The organism is Enterococcus raffinosus, from assembly GCF_019175485.1.
Classification (GTDB): Bacteria; Bacillota; Bacilli; order Lactobacillales; family Enterococcaceae; genus Enterococcus_A; species Enterococcus_A raffinosus.
In genome coordinates this window covers 708,127-728,680 of sequence record NZ_CP072889.1, presented here as the reverse complement: position 1 = coordinate 728,680, position 20,554 = coordinate 708,127, and the positions used below count along the sequence as shown (strand labels likewise).

The 20,554-nt window shown below is 40.4% G+C and carries 18 protein-coding genes and 1 pseudogene; 10 read left to right on the top strand and 9 right to left on the bottom strand.

Going from position 1 to position 20,554, the window contains the following annotated elements; all coding sequences use genetic code 11:
- Positions 1-45: 45 nt before the first annotated feature.
- Both J9537_RS18105 and J9537_RS18100 read right to left on the bottom strand, forming a co-directional pair.
- A complete protein-coding gene (locus J9537_RS18105) occupies positions 46-2,187 on the bottom strand; it encodes a GH92 family glycosyl hydrolase (RefSeq protein ID WP_218257423.1) in 2,142 nt (713 codons plus the stop codon).
- Positions 2,180-3,220, bottom strand: coding sequence for a GntR family transcriptional regulator (locus J9537_RS18100; RefSeq protein WP_218257422.1), 1,041 nt, complete (start codon positions 3,218-3,220; stop codon positions 2,180-2,182). The genes J9537_RS18105 and J9537_RS18100 overlap by 8 nt, the downstream gene beginning before the upstream one ends.
- A gap of 155 nt (positions 3,221-3,375) precedes the next feature.
- On the opposite strand from J9537_RS18100, the gene J9537_RS18095 reads away from it, so the two are divergent.
- From J9537_RS18095 to J9537_RS18080, 4 genes are all read left to right on the top strand, one after another.
- Positions 3,376-4,665, top strand: a complete 1,290-nt coding sequence (locus J9537_RS18095) for a glycoside hydrolase family 125 protein (protein WP_218257421.1) — start codon at positions 3,376-3,378, stop codon at positions 4,663-4,665.
- Positions 4,666-4,681: 16 nt separating this feature from the next.
- Positions 4,682-7,354 carry an alpha-mannosidase gene (locus J9537_RS18090; protein WP_218257420.1) on the top strand — a complete coding sequence of 891 codons (2,673 nt, stop codon included), beginning with the start codon at positions 4,682-4,684 and terminating at the stop codon, positions 7,352-7,354.
- Between the two features lie 4 nt (positions 7,355-7,358).
- A complete protein-coding gene (locus J9537_RS18085; RefSeq protein WP_218257419.1) occupies positions 7,359-8,219 on the top strand; it encodes an ROK family protein in 861 nt (286 codons plus the stop codon).
- A gap of 62 nt (positions 8,220-8,281) precedes the next feature.
- Positions 8,282-9,592, top strand: coding sequence for a family 20 glycosylhydrolase (locus tag J9537_RS18080; RefSeq protein WP_218257418.1), 1,311 nt, complete (start codon positions 8,282-8,284; stop codon positions 9,590-9,592).
- A gap of 443 nt (positions 9,593-10,035) precedes the next feature.
- On the opposite strand, the gene J9537_RS18075 is transcribed toward J9537_RS18080, so the two are convergent.
- Positions 10,036-11,034, bottom strand: a complete 999-nt coding sequence (locus J9537_RS18075; protein ID WP_218257417.1) for a YhdH/YhfP family quinone oxidoreductase — start codon at positions 11,032-11,034, stop codon at positions 10,036-10,038.
- A 63-nt stretch (positions 11,035-11,097) separates the two neighbouring features.
- Here J9537_RS18075 and J9537_RS18070 point away from each other — a divergent pair, with 63 nt between their 5' ends.
- Positions 11,098-11,565: a MarR family winged helix-turn-helix transcriptional regulator gene (locus J9537_RS18070; RefSeq protein WP_245001328.1), complete on the top strand. Its 468-nt coding sequence runs from the start codon at positions 11,098-11,100 to the stop codon at positions 11,563-11,565.
- A gap of 343 nt (positions 11,566-11,908) precedes the next feature.
- Here the strand turns inward: J9537_RS18070 and J9537_RS18065 are convergent, their stop codons facing one another.
- The 4 genes and pseudogenes from J9537_RS18065 to J9537_RS18050 all read right to left on the bottom strand — a co-directional run bounded on the left by J9537_RS18065 (position 11,909) and on the right by J9537_RS18050 (position 14,003).
- Positions 11,909-12,343: a hypothetical protein gene (locus J9537_RS18065; protein WP_218257416.1), complete on the bottom strand. Its 435-nt coding sequence runs from the start codon at positions 12,341-12,343 to the stop codon at positions 11,909-11,911.
- Positions 12,344-12,706: 363 nt separating this feature from the next.
- Positions 12,707-13,009 (bottom strand): annotated as a pseudogene (locus tag J9537_RS18060) (type II toxin-antitoxin system PemK/MazF family toxin).
- Between the two features lie 423 nt (positions 13,010-13,432).
- Entirely contained in the window at positions 13,433-13,765 is a 333-nt protein-coding gene (locus J9537_RS18055) for a type II toxin-antitoxin system RelE/ParE family toxin (RefSeq protein WP_218257415.1), read from the bottom strand.
- A complete protein-coding gene (locus tag J9537_RS18050; protein ID WP_218257414.1) occupies positions 13,752-14,003 on the bottom strand; it encodes a type II toxin-antitoxin system Phd/YefM family antitoxin in 252 nt (83 codons plus the stop codon). Before J9537_RS18050 ends, J9537_RS18055 begins: the two co-directional genes overlap by 14 nt.
- Positions 14,004-14,376: 373 nt before the next feature.
- On the opposite strand from J9537_RS18050, the gene J9537_RS18045 reads away from it, so the two are divergent.
- The 5 genes from J9537_RS18045 (at position 14,377) to J9537_RS20725 (ending at position 17,036) form a co-directional block, all read left to right on the top strand.
- Entirely contained in the window at positions 14,377-14,673 is a 297-nt protein-coding gene (locus J9537_RS18045) for a WXG100 family type VII secretion target (RefSeq protein WP_207106780.1), read from the top strand.
- A gap of 124 nt (positions 14,674-14,797) precedes the next feature.
- Positions 14,798-15,406 carry a DUF3114 domain-containing protein gene (locus J9537_RS18040; protein ID WP_218257413.1) on the top strand — a complete coding sequence of 203 codons (609 nt, stop codon included), beginning with the start codon at positions 14,798-14,800 and terminating at the stop codon, positions 15,404-15,406.
- Positions 15,384-15,698, top strand: a complete 315-nt coding sequence (locus tag J9537_RS18035) for a hypothetical protein (RefSeq protein ID WP_218257412.1) — start codon at positions 15,384-15,386, stop codon at positions 15,696-15,698. The genes J9537_RS18040 and J9537_RS18035 overlap by 23 nt, the downstream gene beginning before the upstream one ends.
- A 500-nt stretch (positions 15,699-16,198) precedes the next feature.
- Entirely contained in the window at positions 16,199-16,783 is a 585-nt protein-coding gene (locus tag J9537_RS18030; RefSeq protein WP_218257411.1) for a hypothetical protein, read from the top strand.
- A 124-nt stretch (positions 16,784-16,907) separates the two neighbouring features.
- Complete coding sequence (locus tag J9537_RS20725) at positions 16,908-17,036, top strand: hypothetical protein (protein WP_245001327.1); 129 nt, start codon at positions 16,908-16,910, stop codon at positions 17,034-17,036.
- 165 nt (positions 17,037-17,201) lie between these two features.
- Here J9537_RS20725 and ndk read toward each other — a convergent pair whose 3' ends face one another.
- Positions 17,202-17,600, bottom strand: coding sequence for a nucleoside-diphosphate kinase (ndk, locus tag J9537_RS18020; RefSeq protein ID WP_218257409.1), 399 nt, complete (start codon positions 17,598-17,600; stop codon positions 17,202-17,204).
- Between the two features lie 72 nt (positions 17,601-17,672).
- Positions 17,673-20,054 (bottom strand): phosphoketolase family protein, encoded by a 2,382-nt coding sequence (locus J9537_RS18015; protein WP_218257408.1) that lies wholly within the window; start codon positions 20,052-20,054, stop codon positions 17,673-17,675.
- Positions 20,055-20,554 lie beyond the last annotated feature (500 nt).

The window sequence follows — 20,554 nt, the reverse complement described above, 5'->3', positions numbered from 1 at the left end:
ACCCAAAACAGACCGGAAAATCTTGTAAGATTTTCCGGTCTGTTTTTAGTTGCTTAACGAAAAGGGCTGCTCATTTTTTTGATAGTCTCTCGGATTTGGAACGATCCCTAGTTGGTAATCGATTGTTCCGCCGGTCATCAGGTCTTCGTGGGTGAAGAAGAGGGGCTGATGAGGCATGCCGTTGCGAGTGGTTTGATGGATAAATTGTTGCTGCGGCTGGTTGGGTTCTGCCGTAATCGTTAGCGTTTGCCCATTAGAGAGGGCCAGTACGGCACGTTTGACTAGTGGCATACCGATAACATATTCCCCGCTTCCAGGTGTCACTGGATAAAAGCCCAACGAGTTGAATAAATACCAGCCGGCCATGCTACCATTGTCCTCATCCCCCGGATAGCCATCGCTTTCGGAGCTAAAGCATTCGGTCAGTAGATTCTTGATGAGTGGCTGAGCCATTTCAGGTTTGCCGACATAACTGAATAAATAAGGATAGTGAAAACTTGGTTGATTGGAAAGGGCCAATTGTCCAAATTCAATCGCGGCCATTTCGCTCATTTCATGAATTTCAAACCCATAACCGGTCACATCAAATCTCGGGGGTTGGTTGCAGAGTTCAATCAATTTTTCTGTAAACGCGGCTTTTCCACCCATTTGCTGAATCAACCCTTGGAAATCCTGATAAACCGCAAAGCTGCTTTGCCACGCACTGCCTTCTGCGTAATCTTTCCCCCAACGAATCGGTGAAAAGTCTTTCCGAAACTGGCCTTCGGAGTCCTTTGCCCGCATGAAGCCGACAGTAGGATCAAAAATGTTTCGATAATTCAAGGATTGTTCCGCGTAAGCCGTGGCAGTTACAGTTTCTCCAAGTGTGTTGGCCACTTGACTGATACAAAAATCACTGTAGGCATAATCCAGTGTATGATTGACGGATTCATGATAATTGCTAGGAACATAACCATACCTCAGATAATCTAAGGTTCCTTGTCGCCCATAATTGTTTCTTTCGCTTTGGACTGTCGCGCCTTTTTTCATGGCGGCTAAAAAGCGGGGCATCAAATCAGGACGAATCTTTTTCATGGCAGCATCTGCAATCACGGCATCAATCAATGTTCCCGGCATCAAGCCCCGTTCATCAGGCGACAACCATTTTGGCAGAAAGCCTGTCTCTTCATAGCTATTCAAGAAGCCTTCCAGCATTTCACCGTATTTTTCCTCAGCAATCAACGAAAACAACGGGTAAACCGTTTTGTAGGTATCCCAAAAGCCATTGTTAGTGTATAAAACCCCCGGCTTGATTTCCCGATTGAAGGTATCGTAGTGAATTTTTTCGCTCTCTTCGTTTATTTCATAAAAGGTTTGAGGGAACAAGAAGACTCGGTACAAATTGTGATAAAAGGTTTTTGTTTGTTTCGGATCTGTGTGTTCCACTTGAATACGATCAAAATAGCTCGTCCATGCTTGTCTGCTGCTGCTTAAAAAGTCCTGCAAGTCGTGGGCTCTTTCACGTTCTAGGTTCAGAGAAGCCTGTGCTTGGCTGATAAACGATGTCCCGAAACGGACGACTTGCTGCTTCACGGACCCAAAAGTTAATTGGATAAAGGTGTTTTCCTCTTTCGTCGCTTCAGTGAAAGATAAAACAGGCTCAGCAAATTGGAAAGTCAGGTAAAAAGTGAAATCTGGGTCTTCACAGCCGCTGTAATTCACGAGACTGATCTGAAGTTCATGGGCATTTACCTGTCGGACAGCTTTAAGCCCCGGTAGTGTTAACAGTAGGCCATTTTCCTCTTGACTAAAGTCTAACGCCAACAATCCGCCGTACATGCTGGGAACCAAAGTCGAATGGAGACTATAGCGTAATTGATGGATCTTCAATTGATAAGGAGAGAAGACTGCCTCTTCAGGTCGGTAAGAGCTTTGGGCGTGGAACAGAGAAAGCTCCGGCAACGCGCCACTGAAAGGGGTCATCACCATGTGGCTGAAATCCCCCATCCAAGGACTAGGTTGATGGGTCAAACGATAGCCTTGAAAGCCCCGATCTTCAGGATGGAAAAACCAACTGCCTTTTTGGTCGGTGGTTTGTGGAACAAAATAGTTCATGCCAAAGGGAACACCAGTATAGGGTAGGCAATTGCCATTTGAAAAGCTATGTTGATTAGCAGTTCCGTGACGAGTGTCAATCGTATCAATCATTTGTCAAAAGCTCCTTTGTTGAGTGTCGTGTAATCAAAGTGACGGCGACTTTTTGGCTTTCCGGCTGTTGTCCAGTGCGGATCCAATCCATCAAGGCCTCGCCAGCCAATGCCCCAATCTGCTTGAAATTTTGAGAAACGGTCGTCAAAGCCGGATCAACCAGTGAAGCTGCCTGAATATCATCAAATCCGACAACGGACAGCTGTTGTGGAAGCTCAAAGCCGCCTTGTTTTAGGACGTGCATCGATTCAATCGCGACTAGATCATTCTCGCAAACCAAAGCGGTAATCTCGTTTACCGTGATATATTCCAGTAAGTGATCGGGATTTGCCTGTTGATCTTCTAACGTCGTATGAAAGGGGAGGTGTTGCTCTTTTAGGCTGTGAATGTAACCTAAGTAACGTTGGCGCGTCGATTGCGGCGGATGGCTATTCCCAAAAATATAAGCAATCCGTCGATGGCCGCTCTCAATTAGGTGATCACAAGCAACTTTTCCACCAGCAAAGTTGTCTGACAGGATCGTTGGCAATGACAAGTCGTGGAGCTGCTTATCTAAGGCAACAATCGGAAATTGCTGGAAAGAAAGATCATACAACAGGTCTAAATACTGACTCTCGTCATCTGCATAATAGATCATTCCATCAAATTCCTGTACGATATCATTCGCCTGATGACTGGTCAGATAATCAAAATTTGTCATCATCACTTCAAATCCTTCCTGTTGAAGCACAGGGAACAGGCCAGCAGAAAAGTTTCCTAGGGACAGATCATTGGAGAAGGGCAACAGAAATAAAATTCTTTTGGTCGTCGTTTTTTGCGGTGTCTGCTCTTTGACAAAACTCCCTTTTCCCCGTGTCCGCTCGATCAGCCCCATTTTTTCTAGTTCGGTTAATGCGCGTTTAGAGGTGATGCGGCTGACTTCATAAGTGTCAGACAGTTCCTTTTCCGTGGGAAGTTGACTGCCGGGCGGGAAGCTGCCGTTGGTAATCTGATTTTTAAGATCATTTAGGATTGTTTGATATAAAGGTTCCATGGTTCCCTCCTATTTGATATATCATATTAATATCTTACCATACTTATTATTTCTGTAAAGAGGCATTTTTTTGAATGGAAGCGTAGACAACGGATAAGCATTAAGCTATAATCATTTCTGTAAATGATATATCAAATTTGGAGGAATGATGATTTATGACTTATAAAAGTATACCAAAGTCGGTTGTTCGGTTTATGGAACAAATTACTGAAAAATGTGGCAATGATCATGCTGATTGGGCAGAGAATTTTAACGCGGCCTTTGCCAATACCTTATTGACCACCGTGAAGCGCCAAGAAGATGGGACAACGTTTCTATTGACTGGCGATATTCCAGCGATGTGGCTAAGAGATTCGACCGCTCAAGTGCGCCCGTATTTAGTCATTGCGAAAGAAGATCAAGAGTTAGCCGCGATGATTTCTGGTTTGGTCAAGAAACAATTCTTCTATATTAATATTGACCCGTATGCCAATGCTTTTAACGAAACGGCGAACAAGGCCGGTCATCAAACAGACCACACACAGATGAATGACTGGATCTGGGAACGTAAATATGAGATTGATTCCCTGTGTTATCCTGTTCAGTTAGCGTACTTACTGTATAAAAATACTGGAAAACAAGATCAGTTCAATGAAGACTTTGTAAACGGCGTGACCAAAATTTTAAGCGTTTTCGAGACAGAGCAGGACCATCAACATTCAATGTATACTTTCGAGCGTGACACGACCCGTCAAGAAGACACGCTGATCAATCAAGGTCGGGGAGCAGAGGTGGTACCGACTGGGATGACATGGTCAGGTTTTAGACCAAGTGATGATGCGTGTAAATACGGCTATTTGGTTCCATCGAATATGTTTGCCGTTGTCATTTTAGGCTATTTGGAAGAACTTTTTAGCGAAGTGTTGAAAGACGAAGAGATCGTAGCTAGAGCTCGCAAATTAAAGGAGGAGATTCAGCAGGGGATCGAAAAGCATGGACGAACGGTCAATCAAGCAGGCGAAACGATTTACGCCTATGAAGTAGATGGCAAGGGCAATGGAACCATCATGGATGACAGCAATGTGCCGAATTTGATCTCAGCGCCTTATCTTGGTTACGGAAAACTGGACGAGCCGACCTATCTTGCGACTCGAAAAACCTTGCTAAGTTCCGAAAATCCCTATTTTTATGAAGGAAAATTTGCCAAGGGGATTGGTTCTTCCCATACACCAGGAAATTATGTTTGGCCGATCGCTTTGGCGATGGAAGGGATGACCACTGCGGATAAACAAGAAAAAGCTCGGATTTTGGATCAGCTGGTGGCGACAGACGGTGGAACGCATCTGATGCACGAAGGGTTTGATGTCAATGACCCCAATCAATACACGCGAGAATGGTTCTCGTGGGCAAACATGATGTTTTGTGAACTAGTAATGGATTATTTCGATATTCGAGTAGAGAAGTAGTAGAGGAGATTCGTTGATGAAGAAAAAAGTATATATCATTTCTCACAGCCACTGGGACCGCGAATGGTACATGGCTTATGAACAGCATCATATGCGTTTGGTCCAGCTCATGGATGACTTGTTAGAGCTCTTCGAGAAGGATCCGGCGTTCCACAGCTTTCACTTAGACGGTCAAACGATTATTTTAGATGACTATTTACAGGTTCGACCAGAAAAAAGAGCCTTGGTCCAGCAGGCGATCACAGAAGGAAAACTACAAATTGGTCCCTTCTATATTTTGCAGGATGATTTCTTGATTAGCTCGGAATCCAATGTACGAAATATGTTGATTGGGATGGAAGAAAGCCAGAAATGGGGCACGCCCGTGATGCTGGGGTATTTTCCAGATACCTTTGGAAATATGGGACAAACTCCGCAAATGATGAAGCAAGCAAATTTAAACGCGGCAGCATTTGGTCGCGGGGTCAAACCAATCGGTTTTGATAATGAGGTATTAGAGGATCAATACACTTCGCAATATTCAGAAATGAACTGGCAAGGTCCCGATGGAACGGAAATTTTTGGCTTATTGTTTGCCAACTGGTACAGCAACGGCAACGAAATTCCGGCGGAAGAAACAGCAGCAAAAGCCTTTTGGGATCAAAAATTGGCAGATGTCGAAAAGTATGCGTCGACTCAACATTTACTGATGATGAATGGGGTCGATCATCAGCCGGTTCAAAAGGATCTCTCGCAGGCGATTGCCTTGGCCAATCGGTTGTATCCAGAGTATGAGTTCATCCACGCGAGCTTCCCAGAGTATCTGGCAGCAGTTCAAAAGGAGCTGCCAGAAGACATCGGACAGGTAACAGGAGAGCTGACGAGTCAGGAGACCGACGGCTGGTTCACCTTAGCCAATACGGCTTCTGCTCGAGTGTATCTAAAACAATGGAATACGAAAGTCAGCCGGCAATTAGAAAACATTACGGAACCTTTAGCCTCAATGGCTTATGAAGTAACTGGCGAGTACCCTCATGACCAGTTGGATTACGCATGGAAGACCTTGATGCAAAACCATCCTCACGATAGTATTTGCGGCTGCTCGGTAGATGAAGTTCATCGGGAAATGCTGCCTCGCTTTGAAAAAGCCAATGAAGTGGGAAAATACCTGGCTGAAGAAGCCGTGGCACAATTGGTTGCGACAATCGATACGAGCGGATTTCCAGAAGGCAGCCGTCCCTTTGTGGTGTTCAATACAGCGGGCACGGTTAAAAGCGGCACTGCTCAGGTCGATGTTGAAGTGAAACGAATTCCTTTCCACCAGCAATACCCTTCAGATGGTTATGAAACATTGGCCCAAGAAGCTAAACAACTGTATCACGTGGTCAACCATCAGGGGCAGAGCGTTCCCGCAGTTCTTTCTGAAGAACAGATTCGTTTTGATTATGATCTGCCAAAGGATCGTTTTCGGATTCCCTATATGAAGAAATACGTGACCCTTTCCGTTGAAGTCAAAGATTTAGCTGCTTTTTCATGGGAAAGCTTCGCCTTAGTTGAAGGTGCTGCCCCCGTTTCGGAAGCAACCTTGATTAAAGAAGACGGTCGTGTTTTAGAAAACGAGTGGGTCAAATTAACGGTCGCTTCTGACGGCTCTCTCCGGTTGACGGACAAAGAATTAGGGAAGACCTTGGAAGATTTGTTAGTGTTTGAAGACGTTGGTGATATTGCCAATGAGTACATTTTCAAACAACCAAAAAACGATCACGCGATCCTATCCACGGCCTTTGCACATCACGTTGAAATCGTCGAAGATACACCGCTACGTGCGACGATTCGCGTGATCCACGAAATGGAGATACCTAAATCAGCAGAAGAACGATTGACGCTAGAACAACAAATGGTGGTGGATTTTAGAGAAAGAAAGGCGCAGCGCTCCAATGAGACAATCTCCTTTACAATCAGAACGGATATCACTATGGACGCCTATAACCGCCGAGTAGCCTTTGAAACGACTGTCAATAATCAAGCACAGGATCATCGCTTACGAGTGCTGTTTCCAACAACGATTCAGACAGCTACCCATGAAGCAGACAGCATTTATGAAACGGTGGTTCGTCCGAATACAGTCGCCAAACATTGGGAAAACCCAACCAATCCACAACACCAACACGCTTTTGTTAATTTACACGATCAAGAATTTGGAGTCACTCTGTCTAATTTTGGCTTAAATGAGTACGAGGTCGTAGGAGATACTTTGGCATTGACGCTGCTGCGCTGTGTCGGTGAATTAGGCGATTGGGGTTATTTCCCAACACCTGAAGCACAGTGTATCGGAAACCACACCTTCAACTTCGGGATCGAACTCCACGGTGCGCCAGCAACTCGTTATCAGACTTACAAGCAAGCCCATGGCGCACAAGTGCCTTTTGTGACACAACAAACGTCTATTCACGAAGGCCGCTTGAATTCAGCTCAAAACTACTTGACAGTAAGCGGCGAGTGTTTTGAAGTCACCGCATTAAAACGGCGAAAAGCCGATGAGGCACTGATTCTGCGTGGGTACAATCTAAGCGATCAGCCAACAGATATCACGATTGAAAAAGCCGGAGAATCGCCCGTTCATTTGTTGAATCTTTTAGAAGAACGCTGCGGCGCATACGAAGCCAAACTGCAGCCATATGAAATTATAACCCTAGAGATGAAGGAGTAGCAGAATGTATTTTGGTGGTATAGAAGCAGGCGGGACAAAGTTTGTATGCGCCGTCAGCGATCAGCAACAAAACTTAGTAAAGAAAATCAGTATCCCAACGACGACTCCAGAAGCGACCTTTGCGGAAGTTTTTGAGTTCTTTGATCAATATGAGCTATCCGCTTTGGGAATTGGTTCCTTTGGTCCGATCGGGATCGATCCCAGCAAAGACAACTACGGCTACATCTTGGCAACGCCGAAACCAGGCTGGTCAGAAGTAGATTTTCTAGGCAAAATCAAGGAACGGTATGCCATTCCAGTCGCTTGGACAACCGATGTGAATGCGGCAGCTTATGGCGAATTGAAAAAAGGAGCGGCTCAGGGCAAGAAAAGTTGTATCTACTTAACTGTCGGTACAGGCATTGGTGGCGGAGTCGTTATTAATGAGAACATTTTTTCAGGAATCGGTCATCCAGAAATGGGTCATATGCACATAAAACGTCACCCGGATGACGATTATGATGGCACCTGTCCGTATCACAAAGACTGCTTGGAGGGCCTAGCAGCCGGCCCCTCATTGGAAGCTCGTACAGGGATCAAAGGTCAAGACCTGGCAGAGGATCACCCTATCTGGGATCTTCAAGCCTATTACATTGGGCAAGCATTGATGAGCTATAGCTTAATTTTAGCGCCTGAAAAAATCGTCTTAGGCGGTGGAGTGATGAATCAAAATCAGATGCTGATGAAAATACGTCAATCGTTTGTCGACCAAATGTCCGGCTATCTGGAAACTCCGCCAGCCAGCGAGTATGTCGTTCGCTGGGGATTGCCAAATGAGAGCGGCATTATCGGCTGCCTTTTACTAGCAGAAGAAGCACTAAACTAAAAAACAAAGAAGCTGAACTAGGAATGAATCGTTCAGCTTCTTTTGATTGAGGGAAGATACTGATGAAAACGATCGACCGTTGCTTGATTGCGGAAAACAGCGACACACAAATAGTCCGTCAAAATATCATACAGCTATTTACTGAACTAGGCTATCAATTTAGAAGCCGACCGGAGACGAGCCTGATTTTAGCGATTGAGCCAACGCTAGAGACAAAGACCAGCCTAACATCAAATCGTCTTTCAGGGAAAACCCCCAGCAGCTTATTTCGGGGGGCCGTTCGCCTGATTCTCCAGCAGTTAATGGGGAAAAGCCAGCCTCAAACAGCTCAACCTGCATTAGAAGAACAGATCCTGATGCTGGATATTGGCAGAAAATACTATTCATTAGCCAAGCTCAAACGTTTGATTCGCAGCCTGGCACTTTTTCAATTTACCCATCTTCAATTACACTTTTCGGAAAATGAAGGCTTTGGCATCGAGTCACTCCGTCATCCAGAAATATGCAGCCCCAACCATTTAAGTCAAGAGGAGATTCGTGAATTAATCGCATATGCAGAGAAGTTTTATCTAGAGATCATTCCAGACATAGACACACCCGGACATGTACGCCAGCTTTTAACGCATCATCCTGAATGGTGTTTACTGAAGGCTGATGGTAGCCGTGAAACCAGCGCGCTGGATATCTTAAACCCCGAGGCGGTCGATTTTATCAAGGAAATCTATCAAGAGTTTGCGGAATTATTTCAAGAAAGCCGGTACTTTCATATTGGCGCCGATGAATTTGTCGACTTTGATCAACTCGACCAGTATCCAAGTCTAACTTCGACAGCTTTGAAGCTTGGCAGCACCGCCAGCGGCATCAACCCCTTCATCCAGTACGTCAACGATCTGATTCATTATCTAAATGGATTTGGATTCACCGTTAGAGTGTGGAACGACGGCTTCTATCGAAACGATGACCAAGAACACATTCATTTAACGAACCAATGCGAGGTTTCCTATTGGACACGCTGGAATCCACACATGGCTGCACTCGAAACATATTTAACTCGCGGATACACCATGATAAATCACAATGACAATTTTCTTTATTACGTGCTCGGCGAAGCAGCCGGCTACCAGTATCCCACATATGAAAAAATCAACGAGCACTTTCAATTAACGACCTTTGCGAGTGATCAAAAAATGAAGAAACAAAATCAGACCAAAGGAGTCGCTCTTTCCGTTTGGGCTGATATTCCTGAAGCCAAATCCTCCCACGAAGTCCTTGCTGATATTTTTTGGCTGCAAGCCGCACTGAGCGAAAAGGTGTATGGCGATAAAAATAAGAAAGACGATTATCAAGAAGTGTTTGAACAGTGGATGAGATGAGAAGGGAAGAATATTTTTGCTTTAGCATAAGGATGCACACGCTATAAGCTTTGTTGCTGGGAAATTATCGCATCCATATTACACTTACAAATCAGCAAAAAAGAGACAACCCATTATTGCTTGTCTCCGTCCTTTGAATCTGGAACATGGCTATCTGTTGGCACATCAATTTTAATTTTTAAAGATTGGTCCAACAATGGTGTTATTTGCAAAAAATCAAAAGCAAGATAGATTCTGTCTAGGAATTTGGTACTATCGCTAACATAGGTGCCGAATTCTTGTATATAAAACACAATTTCAGATAAATCTCGTTCTACTTGGAGATAGATGTCGTTTGTATTTTTTTCAATCGTCCGAGCCTTTATTTCATCTATAGAAAGAAGGCCTTCATCTATTCAGATAGAAAATGAAAACTTCTCATTTTCTATCTGATTCTTTTAGGATTATTTCTTTGTGATATCTACAATGGTTCTACCAAGATGTTTTCCTTCTTTTAACAAGTGAATAGTATTAGGAAGTTCATCTAATGAAATAGCCGTAAATAGTGTAGTATCAGTTATTTTCCATTCTTGAGCTAATTTAGACCAAATCATTTGTCTGTATTCTTGAGAAATGTTCACTGAATCAATACCAATAAGATTAATCCCACGTAAGATGAAGGGGAGAACAGTTGTAGTTAACTTAATCCCGCCAGCATTCCCACATAAGGAAACACTTCCTTGATAATAAACATAAGGCAGTAAACTTGATACCAAATCTCCACCCACAGTATCCAAAATGTAATGAAAGGTTTGTTTAGCCAGTGGCTTTTTAGTGAATTCAAAGTCACTTAAAAGAATCACCGTATGTGCACCTAATTGTTTTGCGACGTTGATCTGATTTTCTTTTCTAACCAGTGCAGTGATATTTTTGTATCCAGCTTTAGATAAAATTTGTAGTGCAATACTACCCACACCGCCTGTGGCTCCAGTTACTAAAATGGCTTGATCAAGAGAAGGTGTCATACCATTTTTTTCTAACTCATAGACAGAAAGAGCAGCGGTTAGGCCAGCAGTCCCAAAGATCATTGCTTCTTTCATCGATAAATCTTCGGGTAATCGTACAACCCAAGAAGAAGGAACTCTCGCATATTCAGCGAACCCGCCAGTATGTGTCATTCCCATATCATATCCAGTGACTAAAACTTGCTGTCCTATAGAATAATTCGGGTCCGTGGACGCTTCAATTGTTCCGCTTAAATCAATACCGGGAATCATAGGATAGTTGCGGATGACGCCTCCATTTTTTTGTACGGCTAACATGTCTTTGTAATTGACGGAAGAATAGGCAACTTTTATCAGAACTTCCCCAGCGTCCAACATATCCTCTTTTGTTTGATCTTCTACTTGATAACTGATTTCTTCCTCGTTCTCCCTTACTACCAATGCTTTAAATGTATCCATGTTTAAATTCCTTTCTTCAACAAAATAGTTTTGTAACAAAAATATTTCCAAGGAGAACTTATCATGATATTATGGTTCTGTCAACGATTGATGGAGGGATTTAAGATGGTAGAAAATTGTATGAACTTTTTATTGAGTGTCTCTCAACATAAAGTTTTCAAATATTATAGTAAATTGTTAGAAGAACAAGGGATTACCTCTGCGCAGGCAGGGATTTTAACCTGCATTTGGTCCGCTCCTAACGGTAAAATGACACCTAAAGAAATAGGAAAAAAACTTTATCGAGAAGCCCCCACAATATCCGGTCTTCTCGATAAAATGCAGAAATTAGAACTTATCAATAGGGACGTTGATCCTGACAATAGACGAGTTATATTTGTAAGTACTACGAAAAAAGCCGATGACCTGAGAGAGGTGATTGAAGGGGCAACCGAGAAAATGAATCAACAGGTCCTCAAAGGTTTTTCTCCAGAAGACGCAGAGTTATTGAAGCAACTATTGACTAAGCTCATTCATTCTGAGATTAAGTAAGTTCATACGTCGCACCTCAGATTAGAATGATCCAGTGATAAGAGAATAGGTCTCTAATTAACGAATTACTAAAACTAGCCTTAACAGACTAAATTGATGATCATGATACTTTCTTCAAGAGAACTAATGCTAGTACTATGAAGGATATGTTGAGTTTAGAGCAGTAAACAAAGGCTAATCAAAGCGGAAGTAGAAACCACTATTATAAGTTGCATTTTAAGCATTATAATAGTGGTTTTTATTGTTCATAAGGTTACGATTCATAGAGTTGAGGGAACACCACACCATGAATAACGATCGTTTTCGGTAGAATTCAATTTCACCTTACCAGACTAGCGTAACTTTATCCCGTTCTGGTAAAAAATAAAGGGTCTAGAATTTCTAATATATTCCCTTCCTCCAGTTTATAGTTGTACCGTATATTTGTCTTTTGTTCGCTCGAATCAGGGATTAGCAATTCATTTTTTGACTCATTTTTTTCAAAAGCTTCTTTGTCTTTATAGAAAAAAAATCTGTCTTCCTTATCGCTTTTCGATTCTATATTGTAATACCCTGCCGATATCGTCTTTCCCACTCGAACGATTCCAGATAATTCAACCGTTTCACCTCTTTTAATTTCCCTAAGATCTGAAAGTTCTTTCTTTAATGAACTATTTTGGCTTTGCAACGAAGAAATGGTTTCGGATTGTTCAGTAATTTTTTCCTTATCCGCTGTACAACTTGCTAAGGCAAATACAGAAAGAATTAATGACAGCACTATTATAGATTTTTTACACATATCGACCACCCCGATTTGTTTTATAAGACTATTTTATCAAAAATCTAGGGTTTATTCGTTTTTACAAAGGGTTTCTCACTAAAAGAAATTTTGCACATATTTTGAATGCTTGCTTATAGAAGATAAGTGAATATTAGAAAACCAAAGGGAATGCGACAGCGAATGATAGATCGTTGTGGTCAAGAAAGCCCAATAATAAATGTTCGAATGATGACGATTGCTGCTTCAATCATGGAAGAGATACTTTTTCGGGAAGCTATTATAGATGATTGGATAAAAGATTTTCCTATAATTGGTGTAATAGTGAGTTTCATAATTTTGCATCTTTGCTCTCAACAGCGAATATAACCATCTATTCTATATTTAAAAGATATACTCGATTATTTGATCAATTTTTGCCATATCTTGTATCGGTAAGTTTTCAATTTTTTTCAGTTTTCTCACTTTGAAGTCTAATGATTTCAATTGAGAGATTATTACTTGTCCTTTTGTATCTAATTCCTCAGGCAAAGAATATCGTGTGGGTATATTTTTTACAGTAGAAGTGATTGGGCAAATGACTGCAAACAGTGTTCAACGATTAAAGTCATATCTAGATACAACTAATCCAGGCTGTCTTTTTTGACTTTCTTTTCCTGCTGAAGGATCGAAATCGATCCAAACAATATCACCTTTTTAGTGATACAATTTATTTTTTTCAGCCATTACAAGAGTTCTCTCCCTTCAGGAGATAAATCCTTCCATTCATCTTTTTCATAATACTCTGCATTTATGTTCGCTTTATACCTGTAGTTAAATTTTTGTCAAAAAAAGTGCTGCTATTCCATATTATTTGAGATTCTTGTTTATGAAAGCTGATTTTCCAAATTAAGCTTGACTATATTTTGTTATCTGTGCAACTCAAAAGTAGGTCCAATGGTGTTCGATCAGTTAATGACTTTTTCGAACTAGGAAACAATCATTTGATCAACCGAAACAGGCTTTTGAATAAAAGTAAAGAAAAATACTTTGAAATTGTAGAAACTAATATTGCTGATTACTTACATGCATCAAATTACGCTCTCAATCAGCAAAAAAAGAGACAACCAATTATTGATTATCTCCTTCCTTTAACCCTAAAACACGAATATAGTCTTTTTTCTCAGAGATTACTCTGGTGACCTCAATCACATCATCAACAATGTCATAAAATAGAATATGATGTTCTACAATGTAAAAACCGATATCCGTTGGCACATCAATTTTCGTTTTTAAAGATTGGCTCAACAAGGGTGTTGTTTGCAAAGAATCAATAGCAAGATAGATCCTATCTAGGAATTTGCTTATATTGGAAGCGTAGGTGCTGAGTTCTTGCATATAGAACACAATTTCAGATAAATCTCGTTCTACTTGAGGAGATAGATGTAGTTTATAATTTTTCATTCATCCGAGCCTTTAATTGATCTATAGAAATAGGGCCTTCATCCTTCAGAGCTTGTTTTCCTTTGTGCAACTCTTCAAATAAGGTAAGTGTGGCTTTCATTTTTTGATATTCCTCGAAATCGCTAACTACGTATTTGGCATGTCCATTTTTTGTTAAAATAACTTCATGACCGGCCTCGACATTAGCTAAAGTTTGATTATACGATCGCATATCTGAAACTGGGACAATCGTTTCCATAAGAATCATCTCCTTGTAACCTATTCTATAATATTTTACTTAAAATTTTAAGTAAAGTATTGGGATGATTTTATCCTCCTTATTATCAATTATTAGAACAGAACTGTAACTATTAGATCCAAAAAAGATTCGTAACTAAGTGGATAGTCCTATCATAAGTTATAATGCTTACCGACTAAAATCGTTTCTTCTATTCATGTATCCAGACCAACGGACCACGTTCGTTGGTCTTTATTTCGTCGTATACGCAACTTTTTTCCGTATACGACGAACTTTGATCCACTCCTCCAAATCTGGTGTAAGCTTGAATCAACCTATTGAGCACGAGCTTGTTAAATAGGAAAAATAAACCCCATATAGGAGGACACACATTATGTCAGGAGCAATTACAGTCACACCCGAACAGCTGAAATCACAGGCGAAGGTTTACCAACAAGCCTCAGCACAAATCGAGGACGCGATCCGCAAGGTCAACTCCATGAACCAAACGATTTCCCAACAATGGCAAGGGGAAGCCTTCCGAGCGTACTTGGAACAGTACAACCAATTAGAAGGCAACGTGAAACAAATGGAAGAGCTGTTGGAAAGTATCCACGGACAATTGAACAAATACGCGGACACTGTGGCAGAACGCGACCGTCAAGATGCTGGGTCATTCGGCTTGAATTAAGAGAATACAGAGCCCCAGCATCTTGAGCCGACTTCAAAAAAGTTATTAGATGAAAATCTAAATTTTTTTTGAGGGTTACTGCATAGTATCTGCTCATGAATTTTTAAACTTATGGGCAAAAACCGTGCAATCAGCATACAAAGGTAAAGAACTAGATGATGCAAGGGTACACCAGCTCCGTATGTATATTGACCGAAACAATATCAATTATATTCGAGCTACTTATGGTAACGGTATTTCTGATGAGGAAGCGCTTAAATTATATGCAAAGGCAGAACTTAAAGGTAAGAAGATGATTGCAGAAAAAGGGCGACTTCACAATAAATATTTAAAAGCCGAAGGGTATACTTCAGGAAACGAAAACCGCAAGCGTACTTCCCCAGATTTTCATTCAGAATTTATTTTAGACAGCAATGGTAAATTTGTAAGTCAGTGGAATGTTTTAGAGACAGACAAAAATGGAAATGTAATTACAGATTGGGAATATTACAAGAAAAAATACCCAACAGCAGAAGCACGAAAGAATTTTGAAAGTCAAATTATGAATGGCGAATCTTATAATTATGGGAACAAAAACGATAAAGAACATAATAGATTAGATGTTAAGCCAACTAAGCTTGACTATCCATTGAGAAAAGAGATCAAAGAAAGTTGGGGTGATCCTGAAGATGGTACAGAATATAAATGGAATGAAGTTGACAACAAAAAGGATGGGTACGCAGAAAAAAAATAAACAATTATTGCTGCGTATTATTAATTTTTTTGTACCATTGTTTTTTCTATTTATTCTTAGTAGCTGTTCGATACAGAATACTAAAGATGTTCTCGTAGAAAATGATTTTCGTAATGTTCGTGCTGGTATGACAGAAAAAGAAATACAAAAAAGGTTCGGTGAACCCAATCATGTAATAAAAAATAAAAAAGAAATAGAAAAATTAAGAGATTCTGATTTGGAAGCATCTGACCGCTGGGCAGAGGAAGATCCAGAAATATATATCAAGTTCTATGGTAGTGAAAAAAAGTAGATGAGTACTACAAACTTAGAAAAGAAAATGGTTACACAGCATGTTTTGAGTATGACTACAAATATGATGATAAAAGTTCTGAAATTGAGAAGTGGCATATTTATTTTTATAAGGATGAAGTAGTGTGGATGTCATTCCCATAGGATGAAATATGGGTTCATCCCTTGGGCTGGTAATACTTTTTGACTAAAACTAAGTTGTAGTGGAATCCTCGTGTTATTGACCTTAGTATCCTTGACAAAAAACTCCTCGGATAAGAATCTTCTACGGCAGAAGTTTACTAGGAACAATTAATTCACCTTTCCAAAGCTATCGTATCTGAGAACCAATGTCTCAAAGTGAGGCCGATTGACAAATGCCGCTTTACAAATTTCTACGATGAAGGAAACTTGAATTTAACTAAGTATACAGAAATGTACGAGTTTAATGAACTGAGTGTGACAATATTTGAAACGGGCAGTGATGGAACGAAGCAGATTCAGAAAAGAGAGGGCTAAATTTTGAAAGATAGACGTTTCCGAACAACCGTCTTGTTTTTGCTGGGTCTATTACTGATTTTAGTACTAACAATTCTGTTTTTTTCTTCTCAAGGAAATGAAAATAAGAACATTCATACTGATCTTGAAAATATAGAATACGGAGAAGTATATACATTTCCTGTTGGGGATGATTCACCAGCTTATATAAAATTTCTGGATGAAACGCATTATGTTGCTATCCCTAATAGGAAAAAACCTGAAGATTGCTTTGCTGATGGAGAAGCTTACAATTTAAGTTTTGTTCAAGGCGAGTATAAGGAAGAGGATGGAAAGTTTATTTTAGGGATACAAATTGAAAGAATAGCATTGTTCTTTAATGACGACATTGAACTTAAGAATCGTGAGTACGATGAAAAGTATGTCTCGGAGAAACCTGGGGAGATGTCATTCGAAAAAGGGAAAATTGTTAAAAAGGATAAATTCTGGATATATGACAGGGAAATTAATAATACTCCTGTAGCTTCAAGACTAAAGAAATCTCAAAAAAGTATCCCAAACTCAACTGATGAATTTCTTAGCGGGTATAAAAAGGCTGAGAGGAAATGAGTCAGAATCACTGAATGAAGTGCCGTTTTATTTTCCCGACCCACATGCTCCTTGGCAAAGAGGCCCCCACGTACGCCAGGAAATTCGCTACCTCGCGAGAGGAGTGAGTGGAGCACCAAAAGAAATGCAGTTACGTCGGTGGCAATTAATTGATGAGAAGGAAAAACAAGCAGAGACTAAAGTGGACTATCTTCAAATTTTCGAATTCAACCGCGATGATCATCGAGGAACGATCACGATTATTCATCGATAAGAAGGTCTTCTTAATGAAGAAAAATAAACCACAAAAAGCAAATATAGTTGGTTAGGATCATAATTACGAAAGTACACGCACCTGCAACTTGATGATCATGGTTGAATAAAAAAAGAAGTACATGCTGAGTAATTACTCAAAAGTGTACTTCTCTTTTTGTAATTATTAGGAGAAAAAGCGACGAATTTCCATCTCCGCCGATTCGAGAGAATCAGAGGCGTGAATGATATTCTCACTGGCATTTAACGCAAAATCACCTCGGATTGTGCCCGGAGAAGCCTCCAAAGCATTCGTTGTCCCAATCATTTTTCTAACAATTTGAATGACATTTTCTTGTTCAAGAATCATGACAATTACTGGACCGGAAGTCATGTACTCAAGAATCTCGTTAAAGAATGGCTTATCCTTTAGGTGCGCATAGTGTGCCTTGACCAGTGATTCCTCTAATGTTTGTTGAAACATCTCTTTTATTATCAAGCCACGTTCTTCGAATCGTTGAATCACTTTTCCTACAAGCTTTCTCTTAACGCCATCTGGTTTAATGATTACTACTGTTTGCTCCAAAATTTCACCTCTTTGTGGTTAGAACTTTATGCAAAAAGCCTGGACGTTTAATCAGGCTTTTTGTAACGTTCATTATAATTGATGTTGAAGTTGTTTCAGTGTTTCCCATTTCCAATTTTCAACTTCTGGAATATCAGTTCCCTCTGAACGAATAAAGTCATGATGGAATTGAAGAGTTTTCTCCATTTTAACGCAGAATTCTTTTGCTTCTAAACCGTAAACAGCATTGGCAGCATCTTGTGCTAAATGGAATCGATCCATTTCACTAAAGACGCGCATGTCAAATGGCGTTGTGATATCACCGTTTTCACGGTACCCATGAATATAAACATTATGGTTATGGCGATCGAAGAAGATATCACGAATCATTCCTTCGTACCCATGGAACGCAAAAATGATTGGCTTATCAGTAGTGAAGATTGCATCGAATTTTTCATCAGATAATCCTCTAGGGTCGACATCTGGATGACGAAGTTTCAAAATATCAACAACATTGACAAAGCGAATCTTCAATTCTGAGAATTCTTTATTCAGTATGGATACAGCCGCTAATGCTTCTAGATTTGGCTCAGTACCAGCAGCTACAATTACTATATCTGGGTCCTCTCCATTGTCTGTACTTGCCCAATCAATGATTTTTAATCCTTCTTCAACAAGTTCCTCTGCTTCAGTGGCGGAATAAAATTGTGGGCGAGGATGCTTACTTGAAACGATTAGATTGATCACTTGCTCGTCTTGCATGGCTTTATCCATGACTGCCATCAAACTATTGGCATCTGCTGGTAAATACTCACGGATGAATTCTGGCTTTTTCTCAGCTAAGTGTGTCAAAATACCAGGGTCTTGGTGTGTGTAGCCGTTATGATCCTGCTGGAAAACAGTCGAAGTGGCAATGACATTTAATGCAGGATATTTTTTGCGCCATGAATGAGCGCTTGCTTTTCGCATCCATTTGAAATGTTGCGTTAACATCGAATCTACAACACGAAGGAAGGATTCATAGCTGGCAAAAAATCCATGACGGCCGGTCAGAACGTACCCCTCTAAGAAACCTTCCGCTTGATGCTCAGATAGTTGTCCATCAATCACGCGTCCAACAGAGGACTGCCATTCGTCTGTTGCATCCTTAGGTTCTAACCACTGACGATCGGTCACTTCAAACACCTTGTTTAAGCGATTTGATTTTGTTTCGTCTGGACCAAAAATACGGAAATTTGTCGGATTTTCAGTGATTATGTCACGAGCTTGTTGCCCGAATACGATCATATCTTGAGCCATTACAGAACCTGGCGTCGAAGTATCAATCGCGTGTTGTTTCCAATCAGGCATCTTTATTGGTTTCGGATTAATACCGCCATTTGTAATCGGGTTTTTTGCCATCCGTTTGTCTCCTTTTGGAGAAGTTGCTCTTAGTTCTTCAATGATTTTTCCGTTTTCATCGAATAGCTCTTCTGGACGATAGGATTTCAACCAGTTAACTAATTTGTCGATATGCTTCATGTGTTCAGAATCAACTGGGATTGGTACTTGATGAGCGCGGAAGGTACCAGCAATTTGTTCACCATCCCAAGTTTCGGGACCTGTCCATCCTTTTGGTGTTCGGAATAAAATTACTGGCCAAGCAGGCATAGACGCATCTTCCGCATTTCTTTTTCGTGCTTCTGCCTGAATAGCTTTGATATCTTCGATGACGGCATCTAATGTTTTTGCCATCATTACGTGAACTTCCTGTGGATTTGTTCCCTCAACAAAATATGGATTCCAGCCTAATCCTTCAAAATAGTTGGCCAGATCCTCGTTACTTTTACGAGAAAGAATGGTTGGATTAGATATTTTTCCGCCATTTAGATAGACAATCGGTAGCACAGCACCATCATTAACGGGATTGATAAACACATTCGAAAACCAGCCTCCCGCTAAAGGTCCCGTTTCCGCTTCGCCATCTCCAACAACAGTTGCAGCAATAACATCAGGATTATCTAAAATAGCACCTGTAGCATGTGATAGGGCATAACCTAGTTCGCCACCTTCATGAATAGAACCGGGTGTTTCTGGGGCCGCATGAGAGGCGATCCCCCCTGGAAAAGAAAACATTTTGCATAATTGCTTCAAGCCATTTTCATCTTCAGTGATTTCAGGGTAAATTTCGGTATAACTTCCATCAAGATAGGAGTTGGCTACCATAACTTGTCCGCCGTGGCCTGGCCCTTCAATATAGAACATGTTTAGATCGTATTTGTTAATTGTACGGTTTAAATGAGCATATAAAAAATTTTGACCAGAGATGGTTCCCCAATGGCCAATTGGATGAGTTTTTACGTCTTCTTTTTGAATAGGGCGACGTAACAATGGATTGTCCTTTAGATACATTTGGGCCACTGAAATATAATTTGCAGCGCGCCACCAGGCATCCACTTTTTCCAAATACTCTTTTGAATCAAAATCAGTTGTCATTGTAAAACTCCTTTGTAGTAAAATTTACTTTTATAGTTCTAGTACAATATACCTTTAACTTGTGAATTTGTAAACTATAAAACGATATTTCCTAAAATTTTTTTTCGGTATTCAAAGAAATCTAAAGATCAATAAAATGATTTTCTGAATGGGAGAGGATTTCTTAAATCATAGATATAGTATAGCTTTCGGGAAAATAACGTATAAAAACGTATTTGCTGCCCCCTGTGCTTTTTAATAAAATGCTTTATCGATTTATAGATAACGGTATGTTTTTTCTCTTTATTGCCTATAGTGGAGGATCAGCGATTTTTTTTAGAATGAATAAGTGTTAAAGTTAGAATTTAAATAGTTGTATAATCAATTTGTTGAATGCTCAGTTAATCACAATTTTGTTGACTGGATTTAAATTTTATGGAATAATACGAAACTATATTGATGCTACGGCTAAGAAAAGTAATTCAAAAAAAGAAATTATTTTTTTTAGCAGTATTTGTGAT

Bases quoted from the DNA above. Each gene is read 5' to 3' on its own strand.
- J9537_RS18105 (WP_218257423.1), bottom strand. From the start codon at position 2,187: ATGATTGATACGATTGACACTCGTCACGGAACTGCTAATCAACATAGC.
- J9537_RS18100 (WP_218257422.1), bottom strand. From the start codon at position 3,220: ATGGAACCTTTATATCAAACAATCCTAAATGATCTTAAAAATCAGATT.
- J9537_RS18095 (WP_218257421.1), top strand. From the start codon at position 3,376: ATGACTTATAAAAGTATACCAAAGTCGGTTGTTCGGTTTATGGAACAA.
- J9537_RS18090 (WP_218257420.1), top strand. From the start codon at position 4,682: ATGAAGAAAAAAGTATATATCATTTCTCACAGCCACTGGGACCGCGAA.
- J9537_RS18085 (WP_218257419.1), top strand. From the start codon at position 7,359: ATGTATTTTGGTGGTATAGAAGCAGGCGGGACAAAGTTTGTATGCGCC.
- J9537_RS18080 (WP_218257418.1), top strand. From the start codon at position 8,282: ATGAAAACGATCGACCGTTGCTTGATTGCGGAAAACAGCGACACACAA.
- J9537_RS18075 (WP_218257417.1), bottom strand. From the start codon at position 11,034: ATGGATACATTTAAAGCATTGGTAGTAAGGGAGAACGAGGAAGAAATC.
- J9537_RS18070 (WP_245001328.1), top strand. From the start codon at position 11,098: ATGATATTATGGTTCTGTCAACGATTGATGGAGGGATTTAAGATGGTA.
- J9537_RS18065 (WP_218257416.1), bottom strand. From the start codon at position 12,343: ATGTGTAAAAAATCTATAATAGTGCTGTCATTAATTCTTTCTGTATTT.
- J9537_RS18055 (WP_218257415.1), bottom strand. From the start codon at position 13,765: ATGAAAAATTATAAACTACATCTATCTCCTCAAGTAGAACGAGATTTA.
- J9537_RS18050 (WP_218257414.1), bottom strand. From the start codon at position 14,003: ATGGAAACGATTGTCCCAGTTTCAGATATGCGATCGTATAATCAAACT.
- J9537_RS18045 (WP_207106780.1), top strand. From the start codon at position 14,377: ATGTCAGGAGCAATTACAGTCACACCCGAACAGCTGAAATCACAGGCG.
- J9537_RS18035 (WP_218257412.1), top strand. From the start codon at position 15,384: ATGGGTACGCAGAAAAAAAATAAACAATTATTGCTGCGTATTATTAAT.
- J9537_RS20725 (WP_245001327.1), top strand. From the start codon at position 16,908: ATGCAGTTACGTCGGTGGCAATTAATTGATGAGAAGGAAAAACAAGCA.
- J9537_RS18015 (WP_218257408.1), bottom strand. From the start codon at position 20,054: ATGACAACTGATTTTGATTCAAAAGAGTATTTGGAAAAAGTGGATGCC.